The organism is Lysobacter sp. P5_B9 (assembly GCF_054049835.1).
The window spans coordinates 628,557-655,004 of record NZ_JBFULP010000001.1 but is presented as its reverse complement, the minus strand read 5'-3'; the positions used below and the strand labels follow the sequence as shown (position 1 = coordinate 655,004).

The window sequence follows — 26,448 nt, the reverse complement described above, 5'->3', positions numbered from 1 at the left end:
CCTTACGGCGCGGCGCCCGCCCTGTAGTCCTGGTAGGACTTCTCCTCGACATAGGCCGAGCCCAGTGCGAGGTTGATGTCCTTCTTGATGCGCGCGCGTTCGTCGTTCTCGAAGTAGACGCTGCGGGCGAGGCGGATGAATTCGGCATCGAACTCCTGCGCCTTTTCCTTGATGCGGATGTCGTCCTCGATCACCCACAGGCGCTCGTTCACGGCCTTGAGCGCTGCGCGCAGTTCCACGATGTCCTTGCCCGCGGCCGGATGCCCCATCCAGGTCTGTTCCAGCGCCGAGAGCTCGTTGCGCACGTTGGCGAGCTTGGCCTCGTCGCTCATGCGCTCGGACTTGATCTGCAGGATGGCGAGCTTGTCGAGCAGCTCACCGAAGGACACCGGAACCAGGATTTCGGACATGGGGGGAACCGTTTTGGGCCGGGCGCTTGCCGCGGCGGGAGGAGGAAGGGCGAGCAGACCACCCGACCTGTCGAAGGCGACAGTGTAGCTTCCCCGCCCGGAAACTTGCCGGGACTGGGCCCGGCACGTATCATTCGCGGCCCACTTCCGGAGAGGTGGCAGAGTGGTTGAATGTACCTGACTCGAAATCAGGCGTACGTTTATAGCGTACCGAGGGTTCGAATCCCTCCCTCTCCGCCAGATCGAGCAAAACGCCCCTTTCGAGGGGCGTTTTGCTTTTCGGCCGGGCGGTGCCGGCGCTTGCCTTTACGGCCGCTCCACCACGATTATCGCGTTCACCCTTCCGAAAGCCCTCCTCGCCGCGGTTTCCCAATGATCGAATTCGGACACCTGACGCATGTCGGCCTGCGTCGGGAACTCAACGAGGACACCTATTACGGGGACAGTGAACTGGGCCTGTGGCTGGTCGCTGACGGGATGGGTGGGCACGAATATGGCGAGGTCGCCAGCGCATTGGCCCGCGAGACCATCGTCCGTGAGATCCGCGATGGCACGCCGCTTGCCACCGCGATCCGCATCGCCGACGAGGAAATCATCCGCATCTCCCGACGCCGCCACGACGCATTGCCGATGGGCACCACCGTCGTGGCCGCCCGCGTCAGCGGCGGCCGCTTCGAAGTGGCCTGGGTTGGCGACAGCCGCGTCTACCTGTGGCGCGACAACCAGCTGGTGCAGCTCTCCCAGGACCACAGCTACGTACAGGAGCTGATTGCCAATGGGGCGATAACCCATGAGCAGGCACGCAGCCACCCTCACCGCAACGTGGTGACGCAGGCGCTGGGCGTGACCGACCCGCGCAGCCTGAACGTCGAGACCATGACCGGCGAACTGCGCCCAGGCATGCAGCTGCTGCTATGCAGCGATGGCCTGACCGAGGAAGTGGAAGACCGCAACATCGCCAAGGTGCTGTCGCACAGCGATTGCAGCGCACAGGAGTGCGTGGACGAGCTGGTCGCGGCGGCACTCGACGGCGGTGGCTCGGACAACGTGACCGTGGTGCTGGTCCGCAATCACTGAGCGCGCCCCCCCGCTACGGGGTCTCAGGCGGGAATGGCGGCCAGCTCGTCCAGGGCCGCCTCGGCCGATTGAGCCTCGTCGGCCCACGCATCCCACAACACCTTCCCCGCCTTCTTGCGCAACTGCGCGAGCCGGGACTCGTGCGCCGCGACGTCCGCCGCATCCACGACGACACGCGGACGCGGGGCACGCAGGTCGACTTCGAACGCGACGGCCGCAGCGCCGGCCGCGGCCTCCGCCCCGGCTTCGAAACCGATTTCGCCCTGGCCGGACGTCAGCCCGATGAAGACCTCCGCCAGCAACTGCGCATCGAGCAGCGCGCCGTGCAGCTGGCGATGGGTATTGTCGACGTCGAACCGCTTGCACAGTGCATCCAGCGAGTTGCGCTGGCCGGGGAAGCGCTGGCGCGCGAGCAGCAGCGTGTCCTCGATGGTGCAGCGGTCGGCGAGCGCGCCGTACTGCGGGCCCAGCAGGCGCAGTTCGTTGTCGAGGAACCCGACGTCGAAGGCCGCATTGTGGATCACCAGCTCGGCGCCTTCGATAAAGGCGAGGAATTCATCGGCGACGGCGGCGAACAACGGCTTGTCGGCAAGGAACTCCAGCGTCAAACCGGTGACTTCCTGCGCGCCGGCTTCGAACTCGCGCTCGGGATTGAGGTAACAGTGGAAGGTGCGGCCAGTCGGGCGGCGCTCCACCATCTCGACGCAGCCGATTTCCACGACCCGGTTGCCGCTGGCCCAGCTCAGGCCGGTGGTTTCTGTGTCGAGGATGATCTGGCGCATCGGGCACTCTTGGCAGTTACAGGTCGGAAGCTTAAGGCCTGGCGGCCAGCTGGAACGACGGGTTACAAAACGACGGGTTACAAATTCACGATCGCCCTAGACGGCGACACCCTGCTTGAAACGCAGGGCCTGGTTGCGCGCCAGGACATCGACGCGTTCGTTGTCGGGATCACCCGAGTGCCCCTTCACCCACTTCCATTCGATGCGGTGGCGTCCGGTGGCGGCGTGCAGGCGCTCCCACAATTCCCGGTTCTTCACTGGATCCCCGCCCGCGGTCTTCCAGCCGCGCCGCACCCAGCCCGGCATCCATTCCGTGATGCCCTGGCGCACGTACTGCGAATCCGTAAACAGGGTGACTTCGCAACCTTCGGACAGCGCTTCGAGCCCCGAAATCGCGGCCATCAATTCCATCCGGTTGTTGGTGGTCGCCGCTTCGCCGCCGACGACCTCGCGCTCGTGGCGGCCATAGCGCAGCAGCGCAGCCCAGCCGCCGGGTCCGGGGTTGCCGAGGCAGGCGCCATCGGTATGGACCTCGACCGACTTTCGTTGTGCTTGTGTCATTTACGGATTATCGCTGCCTGACGTCGCAGTTGTTCGGATCGCAGCTCTTCAAAACGCCATGACACGCGAGAGTGCGCGGCGCCCTGCAGCCGGAAGCTGTGCTTGGGCGCCAGCGGCGTCAACGCATGGACGCGCTTGTTCACGCTCAGGGCGATGCCAGCGCGCAGCCAGTCGTTCATGCCGACGCCAACCTCGCCCCGATCCATGCGCCAACGAGGGCCCAGCCACTGCAGGTTCACCGAATCCAGTGCGAAACCAGCCCGTCGCAGCGACGCCTGCCAACTGCCGGTAACGCGGGCGTGCAGCCCGGTACGGCCCCAGCGTGCGCGGTACGGGCTCCAGGCATTGAGCGTCGCCAGCCACAACGTGCCGCCGGGCGCGAGGATGCGCTCGCATTCGCCCAGTAATTCATCGATGTCGAAGCCGTCGTCCACCGTGTGCTGAAGCAGGACGGCGCCGAAACTCTCATTGGCCAGCGGCAGCGGCAGGCTGCAGCGGAGTGCTCCCGTGAAGCGGAAGTCATCGAAATGTTCGCCATCCCGCCGCAGCAGCACGCCACGTCCGCCCGGCGCGTCCGGCGGCACGGCGCCCGGGACGCCAAGCCAGCACCAGGGCAGCGCGGGAATGCCGGCCAGCACCCGCGCCATGGCCGCGGCCTCGACCGCGAGCAGCCCCTGCCCGGCAGCACTGCCGAACCAGGCCAGCGGGCCTTCGGATTGACGGGTTGCGGCGAGCGGGGGCATGGTCGGATTGTGAGGGATCGCCGCTCGGGATGGGTGTTCAACGGAGCCAAGCATGCAACTGCGTCCGCTGCCCGCGTTTGCCGACAACTACATCTGGACCCTGGCGGACGAGGCCGGACGGGCGCTGATCGTCGACCCTGGCGAGGCCGGCCCGGTGCTGGCGGCCGCCGCGGAGGGTTTGCAGCCCATCGCCATACTGCTCACCCACCATCATCCGGACCACATCGGCGGCGTTGGCGATCTCCTGCAAAAGTGGCCCGATCTGGCGGTCATTGCCCCGGATGACCCGCGCATCGGCCATGCCACCCGCCGTGTCGGCGAAGGCCATGGCGTCGAAATCGAGGGCTGGCGGTTCGCGGTCATGGAAATCCCCGGCCATACCCTCAGCCATATCGCCTTCCATGGCGAAGGACTCGTGTTCTGTGGCGACACCTTGTTCAGTCTGGGCTGCGGCCGCCTGTTCGAGGGGACCCCCGCGCAAATGCTGGCCTCGCTCACAAAACTGGCAAGTCTTCCCGGGGAGGTGCTGATCTGTTGCGGGCATGAGTACACGGTTAACAACGGCCGCTTCGCGAGCGTGGTAGAACCCGGCAACCTGGCGCTGCGGCGTCGTACCGAGGAGGCCCGGACCATGCGGGACCGTGGACTGCCTACCCTGCCCAGCACGCTGGCCAATGAACTGGCCACCAATCCGTTCCTGCGGATCGACGCCCCCGAGGTCCGCCGCACCATCGAGGCTCGCCTTGGCGGCGTTCCTGCCGACAGGGTCGAAGCCTTTGCCGAACTGCGGCGCTGGAAGGACGGGTTCACGTCATGACGGCCCGTGCCGCGGGACTAGCGCTGGCCCTGCTGCTGGCGGTGCCGGCATGCGCAAGCGCTGCCGACGCCGTCCTCACCGAGGCTGGGACCCGCAACGGCCGCGAGATCTACCAGCGCTTCCGGGAGGGCCTGGCCGACCCGGACTGCAAGGACGCCGCCAGTGCACGCTGGCAGGCTCACTTCGCCCATGCCCCCGGGCAACTGGCTGCGGGCAACGATGACGTGCTGCCACTGTTCGGCTACGTGGTGGATTCCGTCCGGGCGGCGCACCTGCCGACCGAATTCGCGTTGATTCCCTTTGTCGAAAGTGGCTACAAGCCAGGCGCGCGCAGCCCGCAAGGGACGGCGGGGCTGTGGCAGATGATCGCGGTGACAGCGCGCGACCATAAGGTGTCGATTCGGGCCGGGTACGACGGCCGGTTGTCGCCGGTGGACTCCACCACGGCTGCGGTGCGCTACCTGAAAACCTTGTATGGAATGTTCGCCGGCGACTGGCGGTTGGCAGTGATGGCATACAACGCCGGCGAATATCGGGTGATGGGCGCCCTCAAGCGCGGCGGTCAGGTCGCACGCAACGCCACGCCGGAAACGCTTCCCGGCCTCTCGCCGATCACCCACGCCTACGTCCGCAAGCTGCACGCGCTGTCCTGCCTGCTCGAGCAGGCCGACGATCGCGAGGAATGGCTGCAGGCGCTCGATCGGCCCGTGCCGCGCCTGCAGACCGTGACGCTGCCGGAGGGCGTCATCGACATCGCTGGCTGGGCCCGGCGCAACGGGCAGGATGCCGCGCAGTTGCAACGGCTCAATCCCGCCTTTGCCGGCGGGCGGATCACACGGGCCGACGGCAAGCCCGCGCGCCTGCTGGCCGTGGCCGCTGCCGGGCCGGAGTCTTCCGCTTCGGGCGCGCTCGACGTCACCGCTTCCACGCCCGTAGCAATGAAGGCCTCCGACCCGCCTGCGCCCGGCACTGTCCTGGCGGACGTCGCCGTCCCCATCGCAGCGGCGGATGGCTCGCCATCCCAGGCCATGCCGACCGATACCCCCGCCCCTCCCGAGCCGCAGAGCACCGCGCGCCGCCACACCGTCCTGCGCGGCGAGAACGCCTCGAAGATCGCCACGCGCTACGGGCTGCGCGCGGGCGTCCTGCTCGAGCGCAACGGGCTCGACGCCGACAGCGTCCTGCGCCCCGGAACGGTGTTGCTGATCGATGCCGGCGCCCCTGCCGGCGATGTGCCGAAGACGGCCGCCGCCACGCCCTGAAACCGGTTGCCGTGAAACCGGTTTGGGTCATGCCCGGCTGACTCAAGGCTCCTCCTGCCCGCCAGCAACAACCGGCTTCCACCCCTCCGCTACACTAGAGCCTTTGCTCAGCCGCCCCCACGCGGCCAACACGAGGACGAGTCATGGGTTTCCTGCAAGGCAAGCGCGCACTGATCACCGGCATCGCCAGCGAACGTTCCATCGCCAGCGGCATTGCCGAAGCCATGCATCGCGAAGGCGCGCAGCTGGCTTTCACGTATCAGACCGACAAGCTCAAATCCCGCGTCGAGAAGGCGGCCGAGGAATACGGCAGCAATATCGTGATTCCGCTGGACGTCACCAGCGACCAGCAGATCGCCGACTGCTTCGCCGAACTGGGCAAGCACTGGACCGACGGTTTCGACATCCTCGTCCACGCCATCGCCTATGCGCCGCGCGAAGCGATCGCCGGCCAGTTCCTGGATGGCCTGACCCGCGAAAACTTCGCGATCGCCCACGACATCTCCGCCTACTCGCTCGCCGCGATCGCCAAGGCCGCGCGCCCGCAGATGCAGGGTCGCAATGGCTCGATCCTGACCCTCAGTTACCTCGGCGCGGAGCGCGCCCTGGCCGGTTACAACGTGATGGGCGTGGCGAAGGCCAGCCTGGAAGCGACCGTGCGCTACCTTGCCTACAACCTCGGCCCGGAAGGCACGCGCGTCAACGCGATTTCGGCCGGCCCGATCAAGACGCTGGCTGCGGCAGGCATTGCCGGTTTCCGCAAGATCCTCGGCCATGTCGAGGAAAATGCGCCGCTGCGCCGTACCGTCACCATCGAACAGGTCGGCAACGTCGCCGCATTCCTGTGTTCGGACCTGGCCGCAGGCGTGACCGGCGAAGTCACCTATGTCGACTCCGGTTACAACATCCTCGGCATGACCGGCCTCGACGTCGAGTAACGTCGCAATGACACGGAGCATGCGCCATGGGGCGCATGCTCTTTCGATGAACGCTCCCGGTTTCCTCGCCCGATCGATGATCGTGGCGATTGCATGCATGGCCGGTGCATGCAACCGCCCCACGCCAGACGTTGTCATGACGCAGGCCACCTTTGGCCTGTATCGAACCGAACAGGCCGGCCAGGCCATGTTCGAACCGACACGGATAGTGCCGCTCACCGCCGGCCAGCAATATGGCTGGCTCATTCGGCTCCGGACGGACAGGCCCCGCATCCGATGGCGTGAGGAACTCACGCTTCCCTCGCCCCCGCGGACCTGGGGCAAGGAGAAGATCGGTATCCGTGTGCTTGCCGCGAACAACCGATCCATCGTCACCGAGCGGGAAGTCCGCGCCGACAGCGGCTACATCTTCAACGCATGGAAGGTCGAACCGGGCGATCCCCCAGGGCACTACGCGATCACGGTATCCATCGAAGATGGTCCATCGCGCAAGTTTGCGTTCGAGCTGAAGTAGCCGATCGATCGGCACGGAAGCCGGTCCATGGACCGGCTCGTCACGCGACGCGAGATCCCGCTAGGGCAGCAGCGTTCCCTGATCCGCGATCGAGAGCCACTTATTGCCGTCATGGGTATATGTGACGCTCGTAAGCGCATGTTGGCGGAAGCCGATGCGGGGGATCGCATACACGGTGTCGTACAGGATGACGGCCGAGTGGCAGCCATCAACGACACGATACAACTCGGTCCAGCTCCAGACCGCTTCGCGGTTGGCGAAATGCGAAGCCAGGGCCTGCTCGATGGCATCGATTCCGATGCGCTTGGCGCCGCTGGCGAATACGGTGACGGCACGTTCATCGTGGCCGGCCAGCCACGTTTCCAGGTCGTAATCCCGGAACGACTCCATATCCACGCGTTGGGCAAGTTCGAATTGGCGGGCACAACCAGCCGCGTCCTGCGCGAATGCCGGGGAAATGCTGATCGGCGCCGCAACCATCACGGCCAGCATCGGCAACACGCGGCTACCACGGAATGACTTTGTCTTCATGGTGTTCTCCTTCGGGACGATTCCCGTCGCGACCATAAAGTGCGAGCGGCCGCGGGTTAGAGGCCACTCCCGCGAGAATTCATTGGGCCAATTGGCCGCCCGCCCCTGCGATGTGCAGGAGCTGCGAAAAAAGAAAAGCCCGGCAAGGCCGGGCTTTTCGTTTCGCGAAGCCTGAGGTTACGTCGATCAGAGGTTCTGCTCGACGATCTTCACTTTCATGCCCTTGCGCAGCGACAGCACCAGCGCCTGCAGTTCCTCTTCGGCGGCTACGCGCGCCAACTGGTCCCGCGTGCGGTCACGCTGGGCCTGTGGCATGGCACCGATATCGCCAGGCTTGACGCGGTCGACGGTGAACAACACGACATTCCCGCCCTTCAAGGTGGTCTTGCCCGGCGTGACCTTGCCTTCTGCCGGGACGGCCGCGGCGAACATGGCCTCGGACACTGCGGGATCCGGCACCGGCATGCCACGTTGTACGCCCGGGATCACGTTCGGCGGAGGCAGATTCTTCGACGCGGCGACCTGCGCCAGCGCCTCGCCGCCGCGCAGGCGGGCCAACAGCGCGTCGGCTTCCTGTTCCGCTGCCTTGCGCGTGCGATCGGCATGCACGGCCGCGATCACCTCATCGCGAACCTGTGCGAGTGGCTGGGCGCGTTCGGGCGTATGCGCGGTGACACGCAGCAGCACGCTGTGGTTGGGACCGATCTCGATCGGATCGCTGACGGTGCCGTCCTGGATGCGCGTTTCGTCGAACGCCTGGCGCTTCACCGCCGCGGTGGCAAGGATTCCCTCATTGGAGTTGCGGGCGACCGGTCCCAGCGTACGAACGGGCAGCTTCAGCTCGCTCGCGGCCGGGCCCAACGACGACGGGTTCTTCAGGACCAGGTCGACGAGCTTGCCGCTGACGTCGTTGAACGCACGCTCGCGCGCCGCCTCGCTTTCCGTGCGCAGCAACTGTTCGCGCACCACTTCGAAGTCCTGCTGCTGCGCGCTCTTGACCTCGCGCAGCTGGATGATGTGCCAACCGAAGCTGGTTTTTACCGGCTCGCTGATCTCACCGGGCTTGAGCGCGAACATGACCTTGTCGAATTCCGGGACCATCACGCCCTTGGCGTTCCAACCCAGGTCGCCGCCGCTGTCCTTCGAGCCCGGGTCGTCGCTGTTGGCGCGGGCAAGCGCAGCGAAATCCGCACCTGGAGCCTTGGCCTGCGCATAGATCTGCTTCGCCTTGGCTTCAGCGGCCTTCTGGGTCGCGGCGTCGGCCTTCTCATCGACCTGGATCAGGATATGCGAGGCCAGTCGCTGCTCCTGTTCGACAAACTGCTTCTTTTCCTGCTCGAAGCGCGCGCGCAAGGCGGCATCATCGGGCGCAGCCACCGGCAGCTCTGCTGCATTGACCTCGACATACTCCAGCGACACCGTTTCCGGCGCGCGGTACGCGGCAGCATGCGTGTCGTACCACGTCTTGATTTCCGCATCGCTCACCGGAGCGGTATCCGCGGCGGGAGGCGGCAACAGCAGCACGCTGGCGTCGCGGGTTTCGTACATCAACTGGAGCAGCCTGTCCGTTTCCGCCGGGGTATAGAAGCTGCTCTTGTCGATCGCGACATTCACGAGCGACTGCTCAAGGCCCTCGCGCACCAGGCGCTCGAACTGCTTTTCGGTCTGCGGCGGGATCTGGGAAGACAGTGCCAGGCGGTAGCGGTCGTAGTTGAACTTGCCATCGACCTGGAACGCCGGGATGCCCATTACTTCCTTCTGCACCATCGCGTCGCTGACGGTGACACCGGCCGAGCGCGCAGCGAGCTTCTGCACACTCAGGTTGACCATCTGGTCGAGGATCCGGCGCTTGTTCTCAGCGCTCTCGAACTCCCTGGCATCGAATGCCTCGCCCTGCTGAGCACGCTGCTGCTGGCGCGCGCGCTCGAACTGGCTACGGAATTCTTCGCGGGTGACGTCCTCATGGTCCCACAGTGCCGACGCGGGCCACCAGGACGGCGCCGACGCCCACCACGACGGCGGCGCTTCGACGCGCGCGGCAAAGTCTTCGTTGCGCTGGACCTGGTACTGGCTGATGCCGAAGGGAACCAGCAACAGGGCAATGAACCCGAGGATCACGGTGGCGATCCAGCCCGAGGTTTTTTCGCGAATGGCTTGCAACATGGGATAACCAACAAGGGCGATAACGTAGCCGCGCAGTGTAGAGCCGGTCTTGACCCGCCGTCGAGCGCCATGGATTTCGCCCAGGCAATCCGTCCCTGCGGCGGCGAATGCATGCGGATCCGCCCCGCCAGGCGCTGTCCGCATTTGCGGGACGCCAAAAGCAGAACGCCCGCATTTCTGCGGGCGTTCCGGGATAAATGGCGGAGTGGACGGGACTCGAACCCGCGACCTCCGGCGTGACAGGCCAGCATTCTAACCGACTGAACTACCACTCCGCGCTGAGCCGAAAATAATACAGATCAGAACCGTACTGCGCAACACCCGATCTGAAATTCTCGAACCTGGTGGGTGCTGAGGGTTTCGAACCCCCGACCCTCTCCGTGTAAAGGAGACGCTCTACCGCTGAGCTAAGCACCCGGGCGGCGAATCATAGCGCAGCGCGGGCGATGCGACGATCACCAGCCGACGAGGCGAGCAAGGGAAGCGGGATTGCCGCCAACAAAAAGCCCGGCGAGTGCCGGGCTTCGTGCAGGCAACGCCGAGGCGTTGATCAGTTGACCGCGTCCTTCAGTGCCTTGCCGGCCTTGAACGACGGGTTCTTCGACTTCTGGATCTTGATCGTTTCGCCGGTCTTCGGATTGCGGCCTTCGCGTGCAGCGCGCTCGCGCACCTGGAAGGTGCCGAAGCCGACGAGGGTGACCGCGTCGCCCTTCTTCAGTGCCTTGGTGATGACACTGATGGCGGCGTCGACAGCCTTGGCGGCATCGGCCTTGGAAAGTTCGGCAGCGTCAGCGACGGCGCTAACAAATTCGCCCTTATTCATTCGTATGGACTCCCTGTGCGGCAGATCGCCGCGATGTACTGATAACCGGACAGCCGATTGTGTAAATCGGCTACCGATCGAGTGGGCCGCATGATTGCGCTGGCTCAGCAGCAACGCGGCTGGCGTCGTTATACCAGCGGGGTTGCGGGGGCCGCAAGCTGAAAGCAAGCAGTAGTGCGGGCTTCAGGGCGATTGGGATGCGGGGCCAGGCGTCGACATCAATGCTTGACGTCCACCTGCGCCGCCGACTGCACGCCATCCGGCACCGGCAGTTCGCCCGGCGGAATCGCGGGCGTCGGGGTCACCGGCCGCTCCAGCGCGACATCGAGCACTTCGTCAATCCACTTTGCGGTGACGATCTTCATGCCCTGCGTGACGGCCTTGGGCAGGTCGGCCAGATCCTTCTTGTTCTCGTCCGGAATGATCACCGTGCGTATGCCTCCGCGCAGGGCCGCCAGCAGCTTTTCCTTCAAGCCACCGATCGCGAGCACCTTGCCACGCAGGGTGATTTCGCCGGTCATCGCAACATCGGCCTTGACCGGGTTCTTCGTCAGCATGGACACGAGGGCCGTGGCCATCGCGATGCCCGCACTCGGTCCGTCCTTCGGCGTCGCGCCTTCGGGGACATGGACGTGGATGTCATGCTTCTGCAGGAAGTCCAGGTCGATGCCCAGGCGATCGGTCCGCGCGCGCACGACCGACAAGGCGGCCGAGGCGGACTCCTTCATCACTTCGCCGAGCTGGCCGGTGAGCAGCAGTTGCCCCTTGCCGGGCACCAGGGTCGACTCGACCTGCAGCAGATCGCCGCCCACTTCGGTCCACGCCAGGCCTGTTACCAGGCCGATTTCGCTCTGTTCCTCGATGCGGCCGAAGTCGAAGCGGCGCACGCCCAGGTACTTGTCGAGGTTCTTCGAGGTCACGGTGACGGGCTTGGCCTTGGCGCCCGCCTTCTTTGCCTTGGCAGGGCCGGCAAGCGCGATCTCCTTCACCACCTTGCGGCAGATCTTGGAGATCTCGCGTTCCAGATTACGCACGCCGGATTCGCGCGTGTAATAACGCACGATGTCCTGCACGGCGTCTTCCGCGATCTTGATTTCTTCCGGCTTCAGGCCATTCGCCTTGATCTGCTTGGGCAGCAGGTAGCGCATGGCGATGTTGAGCTTCTCCTCCTCGGTGTAACCCGGGATGCGGATCACTTCCATGCGGTCGAGCAACGGACCTGGAATGTTCAAGGAATTGGACGTCGCCACGAACATCACTTCGGATAGGTCGAGGTCGACTTCGAGGTAATGGTCGTTGAAGGCGGTGTTCTGCTCGGGATCGAGCACTTCCAGCAATGCCGAGGACGGATCGCCGCGGAAGTCCATCGACATCTTGTCGATCTCGTCGAGCACGAACAGCGGATTCTTGCTGCCGATCTTGTTGAGGTTCTGCACGATGCGGCCCGGCATCGAGCCGACGTAGGTGCGGCGGTGGCCGCGGATTTCAGCTTCATCACGCACGCCGCCCAGCGACATGCGCACGAACTTGCGGTTGGTCGCCTTTGCGATCGACTGGCCCAGCGAGGTCTTGCCCACGCCCGGCGGGCCGACGAGGCACAGGATCGCGCCCTTCATCTTCGCCACGCGCGATTGCACGGCAAGGTATTCGAGGATGCGTTCCTTGACCTTTTCCAGGCCGAAGTGGTCGGCATCGAGCACATCCTGCGCGGCCTTGAGGTCCTTGCGGATCTTGGTGCGCTTTTTCCACGGCACGCCGAGCAGCCATTCCAGGTAGTTGCGCACGACGGCCGCCTCCGCGGACATCGGCGACATCTGCTTGAGCTTGTTGAGTTCGTTGCGCGCCTTGGCTTCGACCGGCTTGGGCATTCCGGCTTCGGCGATCTTGCGGGTCAGTTCGTCGATGTCATTGGGCGCGTCGTCGATCTCGCCGAGCTCCTTCTGGATCGCCTTCATCTGCTCGTTGAGGTAGTACTCGCGCTGGCTCTTTTCCATCTGCGACTTCACGCGGCCGCGGATGCGCTTCTCCAGCTGCTGCACGTCGATTTCACCGTCGACGAGGCCGACGAGTTGCTCTAGGCGCGCACCGACGGAGTGGCTTTCCAGGAGCTTCTGCTTGTCGCTGAGCCGCACGCCCAGGTGCGCGGCGATCGTGTCGGCAAGGCGACCGGGCTCGTCGATGCCCGCCAGCGTCTGCATGAGTTCCGGCGGCAGCTTGCGGTTGGTCTTCACGTACTGCTCGAACAGCCCCATCAACGAACGGGTAATCGCATCGAGTTCGCGCTCGTCCCGGTCCATCACGGGATCAACGACCTGCGCATTGCCGGCGAGCGCGCCATTGCTCTCGCCGACCTGGTCGACGATTACGCGTGACACGCCTTCCACCAGCACCTTGATCGTGCCGTCCGGGAGCTTGAGCAGTTGCAGTACCTGGGCCAGCGTGCCGGTTTCGTACAGGTCCTTGCCCGACGGGTCGTCGGTCTCGGCGGAGCGCTGGGCTACCAGCAGGATCCGCTTGTCGGACTCCATCGCCAGGTCGAGCGCGCGGATCGACTTGTCGCGGCCGACGAAGAGCGGAATCACCATGTGCGGAAAGACCACGACGTCCCGCAGCGGCAGCACCGGCAGGTTCATGGTTTCGCGGTCGGAAGAGACAGTCATGGCAACTCCAGGAGATCAGGCGGACGCATTGGGTGCGGCCCGGGAGGCCAGGTCGCAGCGCTTCGCACGGTTATGGGGCTGACGGCCAAAGGATGCAAGCGACCGTGTTCACTGATTGTCTTTTTGCCTGACAACCCACGAAAAATCAGCAGCTTGGCGCGTCTAACCGGCACCTTCCGCAGGGGCGGCCTCGGCCCGCATTCATGCAAAACGGCCCGCGATTGCGTGCCTTGCGCAGGGCCCTCGCCCGCAGGCCGACGGCCGGTTCTTCACTTGTGTGATGGCTGCGGTGGCCTGGGCCAGGATCCAGCCGGGGTTGTGCCAATCCCGCCACGTCGGGGGACACCCACAGACGGCGCCACCGCGTGCACATCTGGAAGGCGAAAAAGAACAAGGGCGGCCTCGGCCGCCCTTGTGATCACTACTCTGCCGATGCGAGCTTGGGCGCTGCCGGCGGTGTCTGATAGATCAGGTAAGGGTCGGACTTGTGTTCGACCACCGACTCATCGACGACCACCTTGCTGACATTCTCCAGCGACGGCAGGTCGTACATCGTGTCGAGCAGGACGCTCTCGACGATCGTGCGCAGGCCGCGGGCACCGGTCTTGCGCTTGAGCGCCTTCTTGGCAATCGCAATGAGCGCATCCGGGCGGAACTCAAGTTCCACGCCTTCCATGTCGAACAGCTTCTTGAACTGCTTGGTGATGGCGTTCTTCGGCTCCGTCAGGATCGTCACCAGCGCGGCTTCGTCCAGTTCCTCCAGAGTCGCCACAACCGGCAGGCGGCCGACGAATTCGGGGATCAGGCCGAACTTGATCAGGTCTTCCGGCTCGACATCCGCCAGCACCTTGCTGGCATCGGTCTTGCGCGTAGTGCTCTTGACCTTGGCGCCGAAGCCGATGCCGCCTGCTTCGGTCGAACGCTGCTGGATGATCTTGTCCAGGCCGGCGAACGCGCCGCCGACGACGAACAGGATGTTGCGGGTGTCGACCTGCAGGAATTCCTGCTGCGGATGCTTGCGTCCGCCCTGCGGCGGCACGCTCGCGACAGTGCCTTCGATCAGCTTCAGCAGTGCCTGCTGCACGCCTTCACCCGACACGTCGCGGGTGATCGACGGGTTGTCGCTCTTGCGCGAGATCTTGTCGATCTCGTCGATGTAGACGATGCCCTGCTGCGCCTTCTCGACGTCGTAGTCGCACTTCTGCAGCAGCTTCTGGATGATGTTCTCCACGTCCTCGCCGACATAGCCGGCTTCGGTCAACGTGGTGGCATCGGCCATCGTGAACGGGACGTTGAGCAGGCGCGCCAGCGTCTCGGCCAGCAGCGTCTTGCCCGAACCGGTCGGGCCGACCAGCAGGATGTTCGACTTCGCCAACTCGACGTCGTCGTTCTTCTGCCGGCTCTCGATCCGCTTGTAGTGGTTGTAGACAGCGACCGCGAGCGTCTTCTTCGCGCGCGACTGTCCGATCACGTACTGGTCGAGGACCTCGAGGATCTCGCGGGGCTTGGGCAGGTGGCTGCGGGCCGACTGCGCCTTTTCCTCGAGCTCCTCGCGGATGATGTCATTGCACAGCTCTACGCACTCGTCGCAGATGAAGACGCTGGGGCCTGCGATCAGCTTGCGTACTTCGTGCTGGCTCTTACCGCAGAAGGAGCAATAAAGGATCTTGTTGCTGTCTCCACGGCCTTGTCTTTCGTCGCTCATGCCCCTGCCTTGCGTGTTGCTGGCTGCCGGTCGACCGGCCACCCGAGAATACCACAGCGATCCGGGCCGCCTGCAGCCCGGATTTCATGCTGATTTGTAAGTGAAATCAATAATTTGCCGATTGAGGCGCCAGCGGAAGGTCCCGCCGGCTCAACCCGCCTGGATCGAGTCTTCAGGACGACGCTCGAGCACCTGGTCAACCAGACCGTACTCGCGGGCGGCTTCGGCACTCTTGAAGTTGTCGCGCTCGGTGTCGCGGGCGATCGTTTCCAGCGCCTGGCCGGTGTGCTTGGAGAGCACTTCGTTCAGCCTCTGGCGCAGGGTCAGGATCTCGCGGGCATGGATGTCGATGTCCGACGCCTGTCCCTGGAAGCCACCCAGCGGCTGGTGGATCATCACGCGTGAATTCGGCAGCGCATAGCGCTTGCCCTTGGCGCCCGAGGCCAGCAGCAGCGCGCCCATCGAGGCGGCCTGGCCAACGCAGATCGTGCTCACGTCCGGCTTGATGTACTGCATTGTGTCGTAGATCGCCATGCCGGCCGTGACGATGCCACCCGGCGAGTTGATGTAGAGGCTGATGTCCTTTTCGGGGTTTTCAGCCTCGAGGAACAGCATCTGGGCCACGATCACGTTGGCGACGTGGTCGTCGATTCCGCCTACGAGGAAGATCACCCGCTCCTTCAACAGGCGCGAATAGATGTCGTACGCGCGCTCGCCCCGGCTGGTCTGTTCGACCACCATCGGAACGAGGTTCAGGGCTCGGGTTCTGTTGTCCATCTGTGGCGGTACCTGGTGGTCTGCGATGTCAGCAAGTTGGGGCCTGCGCGGCTCCAGCGCAAGTGGGTCCGACCGGCATGATTCATGACCGCGGCGGAAGCAGGGTCGCATTCCGGACCCCGAAAACGACGCGGGCGCGACCGGAGCCGCGCCCGACACCGGACCGCCGCTGGGGCGGTCTTCCTTGCGATTTATTGGCGGATGGCGTCGCTGAAGGACAGCGCCTGCTCGGTGTGCTGGGCGCGCTCGGCGATCCAGTCGATCACCTGCTCCTCCATCACGCGGGCCTGCAGGCCGGACATCAGCTGGGCGTCGTTGCGGTACAACTCGATCACCTGCTGCGGCTCCTCATAGGTCGAAGCGATCAGCTTGAGGGTCTCGGTGACGCGGCGCGGGTCGAGACGCAGGTCATTGCGACGCGCGATTTCGCCCACGAGCAGGCCAACGAGGACGCGCTTGCGGGCCGGATCCATGAAGCCAAGGTAGGCGTCCGCCGGCACTTCCGGGATGTACTGGCCCTGGCGGCGGGCCTGCTCGACGGCCTGGAAGGCCATGTTGCGGGCCTCGGCTTCCACCAGGCGCGGCGGCATTTCGACGTGCGCATAGGCGGCGATCAGCTGTTCGCCGACCTCGCGACGCAGGCGGTTCATCAATGCGCCTTTCAGTTCGCGCTCGAGGTTGCTGCGGATGTCGGCGCGGAACTGGTCCGAATCGCCGCTCTTGATGCCGAAGCTCTTGATGAAGCCGGCGTCGACCTCCGGCTGCACGGGCTCGGAAACCTTGGTCGCCGTCAGGTGCACCTTGACGTTGCGGCCGGCGAACTGCGGAACCCGCCAGTCGGCCGGGAAGTCGACGTCGATGGTCTTCTCGTCGCCCACCTTCATGCCGGCCAGCGCGGATTCGATCGCAGCAAACATGTTGCCCGACCCGAGTACGGCTGCGCCGCGCTCAGTGCCTTCCGCCGGAACGCGCTCGTCGCCCGCCTGCGACCAGGTTTCGATCTCGACCGCGTCGCCTTCCTGTGCGGCGCGCTCGACCGGATTCCAGATGCGACGCTGCAGGCGCAGGTTTTCGATCATCGCCTCGAGGTCGGTATCGGCGACTTCGGCGGTATGGCGGGTCACATTGAGCTTGGCGACATCGATGTCGCCGAAATCCGGCACCACCTCAAACGTGGCGACGTAGGCGAGCTCGTCGCCTTCCTTCGGCTCGATGCGGGGGTTGCCGGCGATCTGCAGCGCATGCTCGCGCACGGCATTGCCAAACCCTTCACGCAGCAGCGCATCCAGGGCCTCGGCACGGACCTGCTGGCCGAAGCGCTGTTGGATCACCTTCGCCGGCACCTTGCCCGGGCGGAAGCCCTTGATCTTGGCGCCCCGCGCGATCTCGCGCAGGCGGCCGTCGACCACGGTCTCCAGGCGGTCTGCCGGAAGACTGAAGGTGACACGGCGTTCGAGGTTGCCCAGGGTTTCGACCGAAGCTTGCATTGCTGACACTCCTGCTGCCACGCGGTCGCTTCCGCGGGCGGCGTTTTGAAGGCTGGATTGGCGGTTTGGCTGTCGGCACGACGCGAAATCGGCCAGCCAGCGGAACTTGCTAGTTTCGCCGATTATCGGGCCGGGTGCCAGTTGCGCGGGCGCCGCGACAGACGTGCCGCAGGGCCCAAAGACTGGAGCGCGCCGCAGCGCGTGGGGAAAACAAGGCGCCGGCGAATTTATTGGCCCTCGCCCGCGAGGGCTTTCAGCCACCGGCTCCAAACGCCGGCAATTCACTTTCATCACTCGCGACGGCTCGATCACCCTGCCCGGCCGCCCCTGGCTGAGGCGGCGTGGTGCGAAAGGCGGGACTCGAACCCGCACGCCTTGCGGCACTGGAACCTAAATCCAGGGCGTCTACCAATTCCGCCACTTTCGCGTGGATCGCATTCTGGCCGACCGACTGCCGGCAAAGCAAAACGCCCGGCTTTTGGCCGGGCGTTTCGTGTTTGGTGGGCCGTCAAGGATTCGAACCTTGGACCTATTGATTAAGAGTCAACTGCTCTACCAACTGAGCTAACGGCCCCGAACAACGGGAGCGAAATTGTAAGCAAACCGTTTCTGTTTGGCAAACCCAACTTCGCAAACTGGGGTGGCTGAGGGGACTCGAACCCCCGACAACTGGAATCACAATCCAGTACTCTAACCAACTGAGCTACAGCCACCATAAAGCTTGTTTTCACGGCATTTTTGGCGCGCCCGGCGGGACTCGAACCCACAACCACCGGCTTAGAAGGCCGGTGCTCTATCCGGTTGAGCTACGGGCGCCAGATTCGCATCTTAGCTGACCCGCGATTTCGAACCTTATGGATTCGAACCTCATGGAGACGGATGGTCGGGGCAGAGGGATTCGAACCCACGACATCCAGCTCCCAAAGCTGGCGCTCTACCAGGCTGAGCTATACCCCGAAGCCGGTACTTTCGTTGCGCACCAACGCCGCGAAAGGCCCAACATTCTGGTGGCAGGCGCCCTGAGTGTCAATGACACATCGAGCTGCTGGGCCGGCGGAAGTCAGATACGACTGGCGATCGCCTTGGCGAAGCTCGTGGTGGAACCGTCGCCACCCAGGTCAGGGGTGAGCGAATCCTTGGCCTCCAGCGTGGCAATGATCGCGGCACGCAACCGTTCGGCTTTGTCGGTCATGCCCAGGTGGTCGAGCATCTGCGCCGCACCCAGCAAAAGCGCGCAGGGATTCGCGATGCCTTTGCCGGCGATGTCCGGCGCGGAGCCGTGCACGGCCTCGAAGATCGCCGCGTCGGTGCCGATGTTCGCCCCAGGCGCGAGCCCCAGGCCGCCGACGAGGCCCGCACACAGGTCGGAAATGATGTCGCCGAACAGGTTGGTGGTGACGATGATGTCGAACTGCTCGGGCTTCATCACCAGCTGCATGCAGGTGTTGTCGACGATCATCTCGTTGCACTGGATGTCGGGATATTCCGCCGCCACCACGCGCGCGGTGCGGAGGAACAGCCCTGACGTCGACTTCAGGATATTGGCCTTGTGCACCACGGTGACCTTCTTGCGGCCGGTCTTGCGCGCGAGCTCGAAGGCGTAGCGCACGATGCGCTCGGAGCCGCGACGGGTGACTTTCTGCGTCAGCACGGCGGTTTCGCCGTCTTCGGACAATGCCTGCCCTTCACCGATATAGGCGCCTTCGGTGTTCTCGCGCACGGTGACCAGGTCCACGCCAGAGGGAAAGCGCGACTTCGTGTTCGGGAACGACTTGGCCGGGCGCACGTTGGCGTAGAGGTCGAAACGCTTGCGGAGCTCGACGTTGATCGAGGAAAAGCCCTCGCCCACCGGCGTGGTCAGCGGCGACTTCAGCGCAATGCGGTTCTTGCGGATCGAATCCATGGTGGCGGCCGGCAGCAGCTCGCCGTGCTTCTCCAGCGCAACCAGGCCGGCGTCTGCGAATTCGTACTGCAGGCCGACGTTCATCGCGTCGAGCACGCCCAGGGTGGCATCCATGATTTCCGGGCCGATGCCGTCGCCGCGGATGACAGTGATCGTCGTCATTTTTCAATATTCCAGACAGGCCGACGCCACGCGCGCAGGCGTGGCGCAAGGAAGGGCTTAGAACTGGAAATTATGCCGCGCTGTAGGGACCTTTGACAGTCCCACGGGGCCCAACGCGCCGCAGTGCGCTGGGAAAAGCGGCTATCGGGCCGGGATTTTGCGCCATCTGGCGAACCCGGCCCGCCGGCCTCAGCCGGGCCTCAGCCGTGATCGTGCGCAGCGGGTGCGCCGGCGCTTCCGCCTTCGAGCTGGTCGAGGAAATCGACCGCACGACGCAGGTGGGGAATGACGATCGAACCGCCGACCACCAGCCCGACCGAGAACGTTTCGAACATCTCGTCGCGGGAGACTCCGGCCTCCTTGCACTGCGCGACGTGATAACTGATGCAGTCATCGCAGCGCAGGACCAGCGACGCCACCAGCCCCAGGAGCTCCTTCGTTTTCACATCCAGCGCACCAGCCTGGTACGTCTGGGTGTCCAGGGCGAAAAAACGCCGGACGACCTGGTTGGGCTCCGCGAGGATGCGTTCGTTCATCCGCTTGCGGAACGCGGTGAATTCGGCGACGCGTCCCTCCTCTCCGGAACCACCGGTCCCGCTGCCTGCGCCGGTCATGCCGCACCTGCCAGCAGGGGTTCCAGACCGCCGGCACGGTGCAGCGCGATCATGTCGTCGTACCCGCCCACGTGGGTCTCGCCGACGAATATCTGTGGCACGCTGGTGCGCCGCGTCGACGCGATCATCTTTTCGCGCTCCGCGGGATCGGTATCGACACGGATTTCAGTCCACGCGCGACCCTTGCTCTTGAGGAAATTCTTCGCAGCTACGCAATAGGGGCATACCGCCGTGGTGTAGATCAGAATACTGGGGGCGTCACTCAAGACCGTCTCCTGGAAACTTACGTATGGATAGATGGTCGAAATATGGGCCTGGAGCCCCACGTTTTCCACCCTGTGCACGGAACAGAGTGACGTGCGTACCAAAGGGTGCGGACTTTCCCGGACGAGCCTATTAACTGACGATTCACACCGCCACCCCGACCTGCCCGCATCCTGCCCCGACTGGTCGCCCCGAGGATTCCCGCTTGCGACGTACTACCCTGCTCTCCGCTGCCGTGGTTTTCGCGCTCGCCAGCGCGTTCGCCAGCGCGCAGGAATCGCGCCTGCCCGACATTGGATCTTCCGCCGGCGAGTTGCTGACGCCGCACAGGCAGCGCGAGTACGGGAGCATGATGCTGGCCCAGCTCCGTCACTACGACTACACGCTGGAAGATCCGTTGATCGCCAGCTGGCTGGACACCCTGGGCTCGCGGCTCGCGGCCAACAGCGACAGGCCGCAACAACCCTTCACGTTTTTCATGCTGCGCGAGCGCCAGATCAACGCCTTCGCGACGCTGGGCGGCTATGTCGGGGTGAATTCCGGACTGGTACTGGCGGCGGAACGCGAGGATGAAGTCGCCGCCGTGCTGTCGCATGAAATCGCGCATGTCACCCAGCAGCACGTGCTCCGCGCGGTCGAGCGCGCCCAGCGCGACCAGCTGCCGATCCTGCTGGCAATGCTCGGTGCTGTGGTCGCGGCGCAGGCCTCGGGAGGGACGTCCGCAGATAATGCCGTGCAGGCCGCGGTCGTCTCCGGCCTGGGCCTGATGCAGCAACGACAGATCGACTACACGCGCTCCAACGAATCGGAAGCCGACCGCATCGGCATCCAGACCCTCGCCCGCAGCCATTACGACACCGCTGCAATGGCGGGCTTTTTCGGAACACTCAACTCGCGATCGCGCGCCAACCGCGCCGGCTACTACGGCGAGACCCCGAGCTATCTGATGAGCCACCCGGTCACCACGACGCGCATCAGCGAGGCCAAGGCGCTGGCCGAACAGATCGCCCGTGCACCGGCGCATTTCGAAGCCGATATCGCCAGCGACAACCCGCTGCTGCCAAGCGGGCTGAAGATCGGCTCCTCGGCGGCCGGCGGCGGCACTGGCCAGTTCGACTACGCGCGCGAACGCCTGCGTGTGCTGAGCGCCGACAGCCCCAGCGATGCGATCCGCGAATACGACCGCCTCGCCAAGGGCAAGCCACTGAACGATGCCCAGCGCTATGGCCTGGCCGTGGCGAAGCTGCGCGCCAACCAGGGTGCCGGCGCGGCCTCCATGCTGGCCGAACTGCTGGAAAAGCATCCCGGCGATCTCTGGCTGTCGCTGGCGCTGGGCGAAGCCGAAGCCCGTTCGGGCAAGGCGGACGCGGCCGACGCTCGCTTCGAGGCCATCCTGAAGTCGATGCCGCAGAACCGGCCCGCGGCGCTCACCTATGCGCGCACGCTGGCTGAACGCAACTCGCCGGCGGCGGGCAAGCGCGCGCAAGCGATCCTGCGCCCGCTGCTGGGGCAGTCTGGCGAGGATCCTGAATTCCAGCAGGTGTTCGCCCGGGCCAGCGAAATCGCCGGCGACCCGGTCCGGGCCGGTGAGGCCTACGCGGAATCGGCCTATCTGAATGGCCGCGCCGAACAGGCCCTCGTCCAGCTCAACACGCTCCGGCGTCGCCAGGACCTGGACTATTACGCCCGTGCCCGCATCGACGCCCGCATCGCCGCGATCACACCGACGGTGCTGGAATTGAAGCGCCAGGGCATCCGCGACGAGGATCTGCAACGCCACTAGCTTGTGCCGGCGGCGCAAGGCTTGGCGGTGTCACGGAGTCGTCACAAAACGGTAGTGTACTGGCGCGGCTTCAGCTTCCCCGCCCTTCCCCCGACCGGTGCCCCGTGCAGAAGCGCATTCTTATCGTTGAAGACGAACCCGCCATTCGCGACATGGTGTCCTTCGCCTTGCGCAAGGGCGAATACGACCCGGTCCACGCCGGCGACGCCCGCGAGGCGCAGGCGGCCATCGCCGACCGCGTCCCCGACCTGATCCTGCTGGATTGGATGCTGCCCGGCACCAGCGGCCTCGAGCTAGCCCGCCGCTGGCGCAAGGAACAGCTGACCCGAGAGATACCGATCATCATGCTCACCGCGCGCGGCGAGGAGAACGACCGCGTCGGCGGCCTGGAGGCCGGCGTCGACGACTACGTGGTCAAGCCCTTCTCCGCCCGCGAACTGCTCGCACGCATCCGCGCCGTGCTGCGCCGCTCACGCGAGGACGACGAAGACGGCAGCGTGGGAGTCGGCCCCCTGCGCATCGACGGCGCCGCGCACCGTGTATTCGCCCATGCCGATGGCAGCGAGCAACCGGTGCAGATCGGTCCCACCGAATACCGCCTGCTGCATTTCTTCATGACCCATCCCGAGCGGGTCTACTCGCGCACCCAGTTGCTCGACCATGTATGGGGCGGCAGCGTGTACGTGGAAGAGCGCACCGTCGACGTACACATCCGGCGCCTGCGCAAGACGCTAGAGCCGCACCTGCTCGACGGCATGGTGCAGACCGTGCGCGGAGCGGGCTATCGCTTTTCCGCTGCGGTGGAGGCGTAGCCGGGGAACCCATCGCCGCAAGCCCGCCCTGCCAGGTCCGCCGCGGATCGCGTGCCGCCCACGGGATCAGGCGCAAAATGCGATAGGCGCGCCACATGCGTGCATGCCTTTCCCCGACAATCGCCCTACTCCGCCCGGAATCCGCCAGAACATGCCACCCCGCATCCGCTCCGCCTGGTTCCGCACCCTGGGTCAGCTCGCCCTGATCCTGGCGGCGGCAGCGCTGGTGGGAGTGCTGATCCGGCACCCGTGGCAGGTGCTCACCGTAGCCGCGCTCGGCGTGGTGGCGTGGCACTACTGGCGACTGCGCAAGCTCCTCATGCGGCTCACCGCCCGCCAGCGCTACACGCCACCGCTGGGCGGGGGCACATGGAACGAGCTCGACCGCCTGCTCCACCGCGGCCAGCAGGAAATGCGCGGCCGCAAGCGGCGCCTGATCGAAATGCTTCGCGCATACCGGGCCGCGGCCGCCGCGTTGCCTGACGCCATCGTCGTCGTCGAACGCAACAGCCAGCGCATCCAGTGGTTCAACGAAGCCGCCCACGGCCTGCTCCACCTGCAGCATCCGCAGGACATCAATACCCCCGTGGCCCATCGCCTGCAGCCATTGCAGATATCGCGCTGGCTCGCCTCGGGGCGCAATGCCGAGCCGCTGGAAGTCGCTTCGCCATGGAATCCCACGATCACGCTCAGCCTGCGCCTGATCCCGTATTCCGAAAACCTGTGGCTGCTGGTGGCGCGCGATGTCACCCGGCTGCTGCAGCTGGAGCAGATGCGTCGCGACTTCGTCGCCAATGTCTCGCATGAGCTGCGCACGCCGCTTACGGTGGTGCATGGCTACCTGGACATGCTCGATCCCGCCGAGCACCCCGACTGGGCGCCGATGCTCGCCGAAATGCAGCGCCAGTCGCAGCGGATGACCCAACTGGTGGAAGACCTGCTCACGCTGTCACGCCTGGAGTCCGCCGACCACCTTCCGGCCGAGGAACCGGTCGCGATGTCCACCATGCTCAGTACGCTGCGGCGTGAAGCGATGGCCCTGAGCCAGGGCCGGCACGAGGTCAGCGTGGAAGACAGCGCCGGCGTCGACCTGTTTGGCTCCGGCAAGGAACTGCACAGCGCATTCTCCAATCTCGTCGGCAACGCGATCCGGTACACCCCCGCCGGCGGGCACATCACCATCCGCTTCCGCAAGGACCGGCCCGAGCGGCTCAACAGTGGTGCAATGGCCAGGGACACGGGTGTCGTGCTGGAGGTGGTGGACACCGGCTACGGCATTCCCGCGCCGCACCTGCCGCGCATCACCGAACGCTTCTATCGGGTTTCGACCAGCCGCTCGCGCGAGAGCGGCGGAACCGGCCTGGGCCTGTCGATCGTCAAACACGTGCTCAACCTGCACCAGGCGCGACTGGAGATCACCAGCGAAGTCGGTCTTGGCAGTACCTTCTCATGTCACTTCGGCGCCGAGCGCGTGCGCCCGCGCGAACCCCTGGATGCCTCCGACATGAAAGCTGCCCTGCCATGAAACACGCCACCGAGCTTTTGAACAACGCGGCCAACGCCAGCGCCTATGAAGCCGGCCACGAAACCGATCGCCTGCGTGACCCCGCGCTGTACTTCAACCGCGAACTGTCGCAGCTCGACTTCAACTTCCGGGTGCTCGCACAGGCGCAGGACGCGAACTTCCCGCTGCTCGAACGCCTGCGCTACCTGTGCATCTCATGCACCAACCTCGATGAATTCTTCGAGATCCGTGCAGGCACCCTGCGCCATGCACATGATCTCGGCCTGGCGCCGGGCGCCGACGGCCTCGCACCGGCGGCCGTGCTCGCGCGCATCCACGATCGCGCCGCCGACCTCGTCGCCGCGCAATACGAATGCTGGAACCAGGTGCTGCGCCCGGCGCTGTCGGAAGCCGGCGTGCGCGTGCTGCACCGCGACGCCTGGACCGAAACGCAGACCCAATGGCTGCGTACCCATTTCCGCGAAGAGATCATGCCAGTGCTGTCGCCACTCGGCCTCGATCCCGCGCACCCGTTTCCGAAGATCCTCAACAAGTCGCTGAACATCGTCGTCGTGCTCAAGGGCCGGGATGCGTTCGGCCGCGCCGGGCATCTCGCGATCGTGCGTGCGCCGCGGTCGCTGCCGCGCATCATCCAGTTGCCCGAGGAGGTTTCGGGCGGACCGCATGATTTCGTCTTCCTGTCCGCGGTGCTGTCGGCCTTCGTCGATGAGCTTTTCCCCGGCATGAAGGTCGAAGGCGCCTACCAGTTCCGCGTTACCCGCAATTCCGAACTGGTGGTCGACGAGGAAGAAGTCGACAACATCGCGCTGGCGCTGCGCGACGAACTCGCCGGCCGTGGCTACCTGCGCGCAGTCCGCCTGGAGATCGCCGAGCAGTGCCCCAAGCCGATCGTGCGCACGCTGCTGGAGAATTTCGACCTGCCCGAGAATGCCGTGTACCGCATCAACGGCCCGGTCAACCTCAACCGCGTGATCCAGGTGTACGACCTGGTGCAGCGACCGGAACTCAAGTTCCCGCCGTTCCAGCCCCGGGTACTGGGTGGGCTCGACTCGATGTTCGACATCGTCGGCGAGCGCGACGTATTGCTGCACCATCCCTTCGATTCGTTCGCACCGGTCCTCGAGCTGATCAAGCAGGCGGCCGAAGACCCGAACGTGCTAGCGATCAAGCAGACGCTGTACCGCACCGGCAAGGATTCGCCGATCGTCGACCATCTCGTGCAGGCTGCGCGCAACGGCAAGGACGTCACCGTTGTCGTCGAGCTGCGCGCGCGCTTCGACGAGGAAGCCAACCTCGGCCTCGCCGACCGCCTGCAGGATGCCGGCGTGCAGGTCGTTTACGGCGTGGTGGGCTACAAGACACACGCGAAGATGCTGCTGATCGTGCGCCGCGAGGGCCGCAAGCTGCGCCGCTACGTGCACATGGGCACCGGCAATTACCATAGCGGCACCGCGCGTGTGTACACGGACTTCGGCCTGCTCACCGCCGACCCGGACATCGGCAGCGACGTGCACCAGATCTTCCAGCAGATCTCTGGCCTCGCGCCGGCGGTCAAGCTCAAGCGCCTGCTGCAATCCCCGTTCACCCTGCACGCGGGCGTGCTCAAGCGCATCGATCGCGAGACCCGGCACGCGAAAGCAGGCAGCCCTGCCCGCATCGTCGCCAAGATGAATGCCTTGAACGAACCCCAGGTCGTACGCGCGCTCTACCAGGCCTCGCAGGCCGGTGTGCAGATCGACCTCATCGTACGCGGCGCGTGCACCTTGCGGCCCAGCGTGCCGGGCGTGTCCGACAACATCCGGGTGCGTTCCATCGTTGGACGCTTCCTGGAGCACCACCGCGTCTACTGGTTCGCCAACGACGGCACCCCGGACCTGTTCTGCTCCAGTGCCGACTGGCTCGAACGCAACCTGCTGCGCCGCGTCGAAACCGCTTTCCCGCTGCTCGATACCGACCTGCGCCAGCGTGTTTTCGATGAGGCGCTGGCCAACTACCTCGCCGACAACGTCAACGCATGGCAGCTGCATGCCGACGGCAGCTACGAGCGCCTGCAACCGGACGGCAAGCCACCGCATTCGGCGCAGGCGGTCTTGCTGGACAAAATCAGCGGCTGACGGCAGCCTGCGCACCAGTCC

General features: G+C 65.3%; 23 protein-coding genes and 8 tRNA genes. 10 read left to right on the top strand and 21 right to left on the bottom strand.

Annotation, left to right across the window (positions count from 1 at the left end):
• Nucleotides 1-2: 2 nt before the first annotated feature.
• On the bottom strand, nt 3-410 hold the full coding sequence (locus ACXJJ9_RS03060) for a DUF6165 family protein (protein ID WP_457095767.1): 408 nt from the start codon (nt 408-410) through the stop codon (nt 3-5).
• Nucleotides 411-559: 149 nt separating this feature from the next.
• On the opposite strand from ACXJJ9_RS03060, the gene ACXJJ9_RS03055 reads away from it, so the two are divergent.
• Together ACXJJ9_RS03055 and ACXJJ9_RS03050 are read left to right on the top strand one after the other, a co-directional pair.
• Nucleotides 560-650 (top strand) — tRNA-Ser (locus ACXJJ9_RS03055).
• 132 nt (nt 651-782) lie between these two features.
• Entirely contained in the window at nt 783-1,487 is a 705-nt protein-coding gene (locus ACXJJ9_RS03050) for a PP2C family protein-serine/threonine phosphatase (protein WP_310051754.1), read from the top strand.
• A 23-nt stretch (nt 1,488-1,510) separates the two neighbouring features.
• Here ACXJJ9_RS03050 and dnaQ read toward each other — a convergent pair whose 3' ends face one another.
• The 3 genes from dnaQ to ACXJJ9_RS03035 all read right to left on the bottom strand — a co-directional run bounded on the left by dnaQ (nt 1,511) and on the right by ACXJJ9_RS03035 (nt 3,573).
• Nucleotides 1,511-2,269 (bottom strand): DNA polymerase III subunit epsilon, encoded by a 759-nt coding sequence (gene dnaQ, locus ACXJJ9_RS03045; RefSeq protein ID WP_457095766.1) that lies wholly within the window; start codon nt 2,267-2,269, stop codon nt 1,511-1,513.
• A gap of 96 nt (nt 2,270-2,365) precedes the next feature.
• Nucleotides 2,366-2,830, bottom strand: a complete 465-nt coding sequence (gene rnhA, locus ACXJJ9_RS03040) for a ribonuclease HI (protein WP_310051749.1) — start codon at nt 2,828-2,830, stop codon at nt 2,366-2,368.
• Entirely contained in the window at nt 2,827-3,573 is a 747-nt protein-coding gene (locus ACXJJ9_RS03035) for a methyltransferase domain-containing protein (RefSeq protein WP_457095765.1), read from the bottom strand. The genes rnhA and ACXJJ9_RS03035 overlap by 4 nt, the downstream gene beginning before the upstream one ends.
• Nucleotides 3,574-3,625: 52 nt before the next feature.
• Between ACXJJ9_RS03035 and gloB the strand changes: the two genes are divergently transcribed.
• The 4 genes from gloB to ACXJJ9_RS03015 all read left to right on the top strand — a co-directional run bounded on the left by gloB (nt 3,626) and on the right by ACXJJ9_RS03015 (nt 7,104).
• Nucleotides 3,626-4,390: a hydroxyacylglutathione hydrolase gene (gloB, locus tag ACXJJ9_RS03030; RefSeq protein ID WP_457095764.1), complete on the top strand. Its 765-nt coding sequence runs from the start codon at nt 3,626-3,628 to the stop codon at nt 4,388-4,390.
• On the top strand, nt 4,387-5,652 hold the full coding sequence (locus tag ACXJJ9_RS03025; RefSeq protein ID WP_457095763.1) for a transglycosylase SLT domain-containing protein: 1,266 nt from the start codon (nt 4,387-4,389) through the stop codon (nt 5,650-5,652). Before gloB ends, ACXJJ9_RS03025 begins: the two co-directional genes overlap by 4 nt.
• Nucleotides 5,653-5,795: 143 nt before the next feature.
• Nucleotides 5,796-6,590, top strand: a complete 795-nt coding sequence (locus ACXJJ9_RS03020; protein ID WP_457095762.1) for an enoyl-ACP reductase FabI — start codon at nt 5,796-5,798, stop codon at nt 6,588-6,590.
• A gap of 136 nt (nt 6,591-6,726) precedes the next feature.
• Nucleotides 6,727-7,104, top strand: coding sequence for a hypothetical protein (locus ACXJJ9_RS03015; RefSeq protein WP_457095761.1), 378 nt, complete (start codon nt 6,727-6,729; stop codon nt 7,102-7,104).
• Nucleotides 7,105-7,164: 60 nt separating this feature from the next.
• Here the strand turns inward: ACXJJ9_RS03015 and ACXJJ9_RS03010 are convergent, their stop codons facing one another.
• From ACXJJ9_RS03010 to grxC, 17 genes are all read right to left on the bottom strand, one after another.
• On the bottom strand, nt 7,165-7,635 hold the full coding sequence (locus tag ACXJJ9_RS03010) for a hypothetical protein (protein WP_457095760.1): 471 nt from the start codon (nt 7,633-7,635) through the stop codon (nt 7,165-7,167).
• Between the two features lie 186 nt (nt 7,636-7,821).
• Entirely contained in the window at nt 7,822-9,798 is a 1,977-nt protein-coding gene (locus ACXJJ9_RS03005; protein ID WP_457095759.1) for a peptidylprolyl isomerase, read from the bottom strand.
• A 198-nt stretch (nt 9,799-9,996) separates the two neighbouring features.
• A tRNA-Asp gene (locus tag ACXJJ9_RS03000) sits at nt 9,997-10,073 on the bottom strand.
• Nucleotides 10,074-10,140: 67 nt separating this feature from the next.
• Nucleotides 10,141-10,215 (bottom strand) — tRNA-Val (locus ACXJJ9_RS02995).
• A gap of 133 nt (nt 10,216-10,348) precedes the next feature.
• Nucleotides 10,349-10,621, bottom strand: a complete 273-nt coding sequence (locus ACXJJ9_RS02990) for an HU family DNA-binding protein (RefSeq protein ID WP_056133023.1) — start codon at nt 10,619-10,621, stop codon at nt 10,349-10,351.
• Nucleotides 10,622-10,839: 218 nt separating this feature from the next.
• Nucleotides 10,840-13,281 carry an endopeptidase La gene (gene lon, locus ACXJJ9_RS02985; RefSeq protein WP_457095758.1) on the bottom strand — a complete coding sequence of 814 codons (2,442 nt, stop codon included), beginning with the start codon at nt 13,279-13,281 and terminating at the stop codon, nt 10,840-10,842.
• Between the two features lie 421 nt (nt 13,282-13,702).
• Nucleotides 13,703-14,986, bottom strand: a complete 1,284-nt coding sequence (gene clpX / locus ACXJJ9_RS02980) for an ATP-dependent Clp protease ATP-binding subunit ClpX (RefSeq protein WP_310051727.1) — start codon at nt 14,984-14,986, stop codon at nt 13,703-13,705.
• A 150-nt stretch (nt 14,987-15,136) separates the two neighbouring features.
• The gene (clpP, locus tag ACXJJ9_RS02975) at nt 15,137-15,763 is read right to left on the bottom strand and encodes an ATP-dependent Clp endopeptidase proteolytic subunit ClpP (RefSeq protein ID WP_457095757.1); all 627 of its coding nucleotides are present in this window, start codon (nt 15,761-15,763) and stop codon (nt 15,137-15,139) included.
• A gap of 191 nt (nt 15,764-15,954) precedes the next feature.
• Nucleotides 15,955-17,250, bottom strand: coding sequence for a trigger factor (gene tig, locus ACXJJ9_RS02970; RefSeq protein ID WP_457095756.1), 1,296 nt, complete (start codon nt 17,248-17,250; stop codon nt 15,955-15,957).
• A gap of 342 nt (nt 17,251-17,592) precedes the next feature.
• Nucleotides 17,593-17,677 (bottom strand) — tRNA-Leu (locus tag ACXJJ9_RS02965).
• Nucleotides 17,678-17,748: 71 nt separating this feature from the next.
• Nucleotides 17,749-17,824 (bottom strand) — tRNA-Lys (locus ACXJJ9_RS02960).
• A gap of 62 nt (nt 17,825-17,886) precedes the next feature.
• Nucleotides 17,887-17,963, bottom strand: a tRNA-His gene (locus tag ACXJJ9_RS02955).
• 26 nt (nt 17,964-17,989) lie between these two features.
• Nucleotides 17,990-18,066: transfer RNA gene (locus ACXJJ9_RS02950), tRNA-Arg, on the bottom strand.
• Nucleotides 18,067-18,130: 64 nt separating this feature from the next.
• Nucleotides 18,131-18,207, bottom strand: a tRNA-Pro gene (locus tag ACXJJ9_RS02945).
• Between the two features lie 103 nt (nt 18,208-18,310).
• Entirely contained in the window at nt 18,311-19,315 is a 1,005-nt protein-coding gene (locus ACXJJ9_RS02940; protein WP_457095755.1) for an isocitrate dehydrogenase, read from the bottom strand.
• 200 nt (nt 19,316-19,515) lie between these two features.
• A complete protein-coding gene (locus ACXJJ9_RS02935) occupies nt 19,516-19,929 on the bottom strand; it encodes a carboxymuconolactone decarboxylase family protein (protein ID WP_457095754.1) in 414 nt (137 codons plus the stop codon).
• Nucleotides 19,926-20,195, bottom strand: a complete 270-nt coding sequence (gene grxC, locus ACXJJ9_RS02930) for a glutaredoxin 3 (RefSeq protein ID WP_310051713.1) — start codon at nt 20,193-20,195, stop codon at nt 19,926-19,928. The genes ACXJJ9_RS02935 and grxC overlap by 4 nt, the downstream gene beginning before the upstream one ends.
• A gap of 203 nt (nt 20,196-20,398) precedes the next feature.
• On the opposite strand from grxC, the gene ACXJJ9_RS02925 reads away from it, so the two are divergent.
• The 4 genes from ACXJJ9_RS02925 to ppk1 all read left to right on the top strand — a co-directional run bounded on the left by ACXJJ9_RS02925 (nt 20,399) and on the right by ppk1 (nt 26,427).
• Nucleotides 20,399-21,976, top strand: a complete 1,578-nt coding sequence (locus tag ACXJJ9_RS02925; RefSeq protein WP_457095753.1) for a M48 family metalloprotease — start codon at nt 20,399-20,401, stop codon at nt 21,974-21,976.
• A 104-nt stretch (nt 21,977-22,080) separates the two neighbouring features.
• Nucleotides 22,081-22,788, top strand: a complete 708-nt coding sequence (gene phoB, locus ACXJJ9_RS02920; protein WP_457095752.1) for a phosphate regulon transcriptional regulator PhoB — start codon at nt 22,081-22,083, stop codon at nt 22,786-22,788.
• Between the two features lie 151 nt (nt 22,789-22,939).
• Entirely contained in the window at nt 22,940-24,313 is a 1,374-nt protein-coding gene (phoR, locus tag ACXJJ9_RS02915) for a phosphate regulon sensor histidine kinase PhoR (RefSeq protein WP_457095751.1), read from the top strand.
• Nucleotides 24,310-26,427 carry a polyphosphate kinase 1 gene (gene ppk1 / locus ACXJJ9_RS02910; protein WP_457095750.1) on the top strand — a complete coding sequence of 706 codons (2,118 nt, stop codon included), beginning with the start codon at nt 24,310-24,312 and terminating at the stop codon, nt 26,425-26,427. The genes phoR and ppk1 overlap by 4 nt, the downstream gene beginning before the upstream one ends.
• The last annotated feature ends 21 nt before the right edge of the window (nt 26,428-26,448 follow it).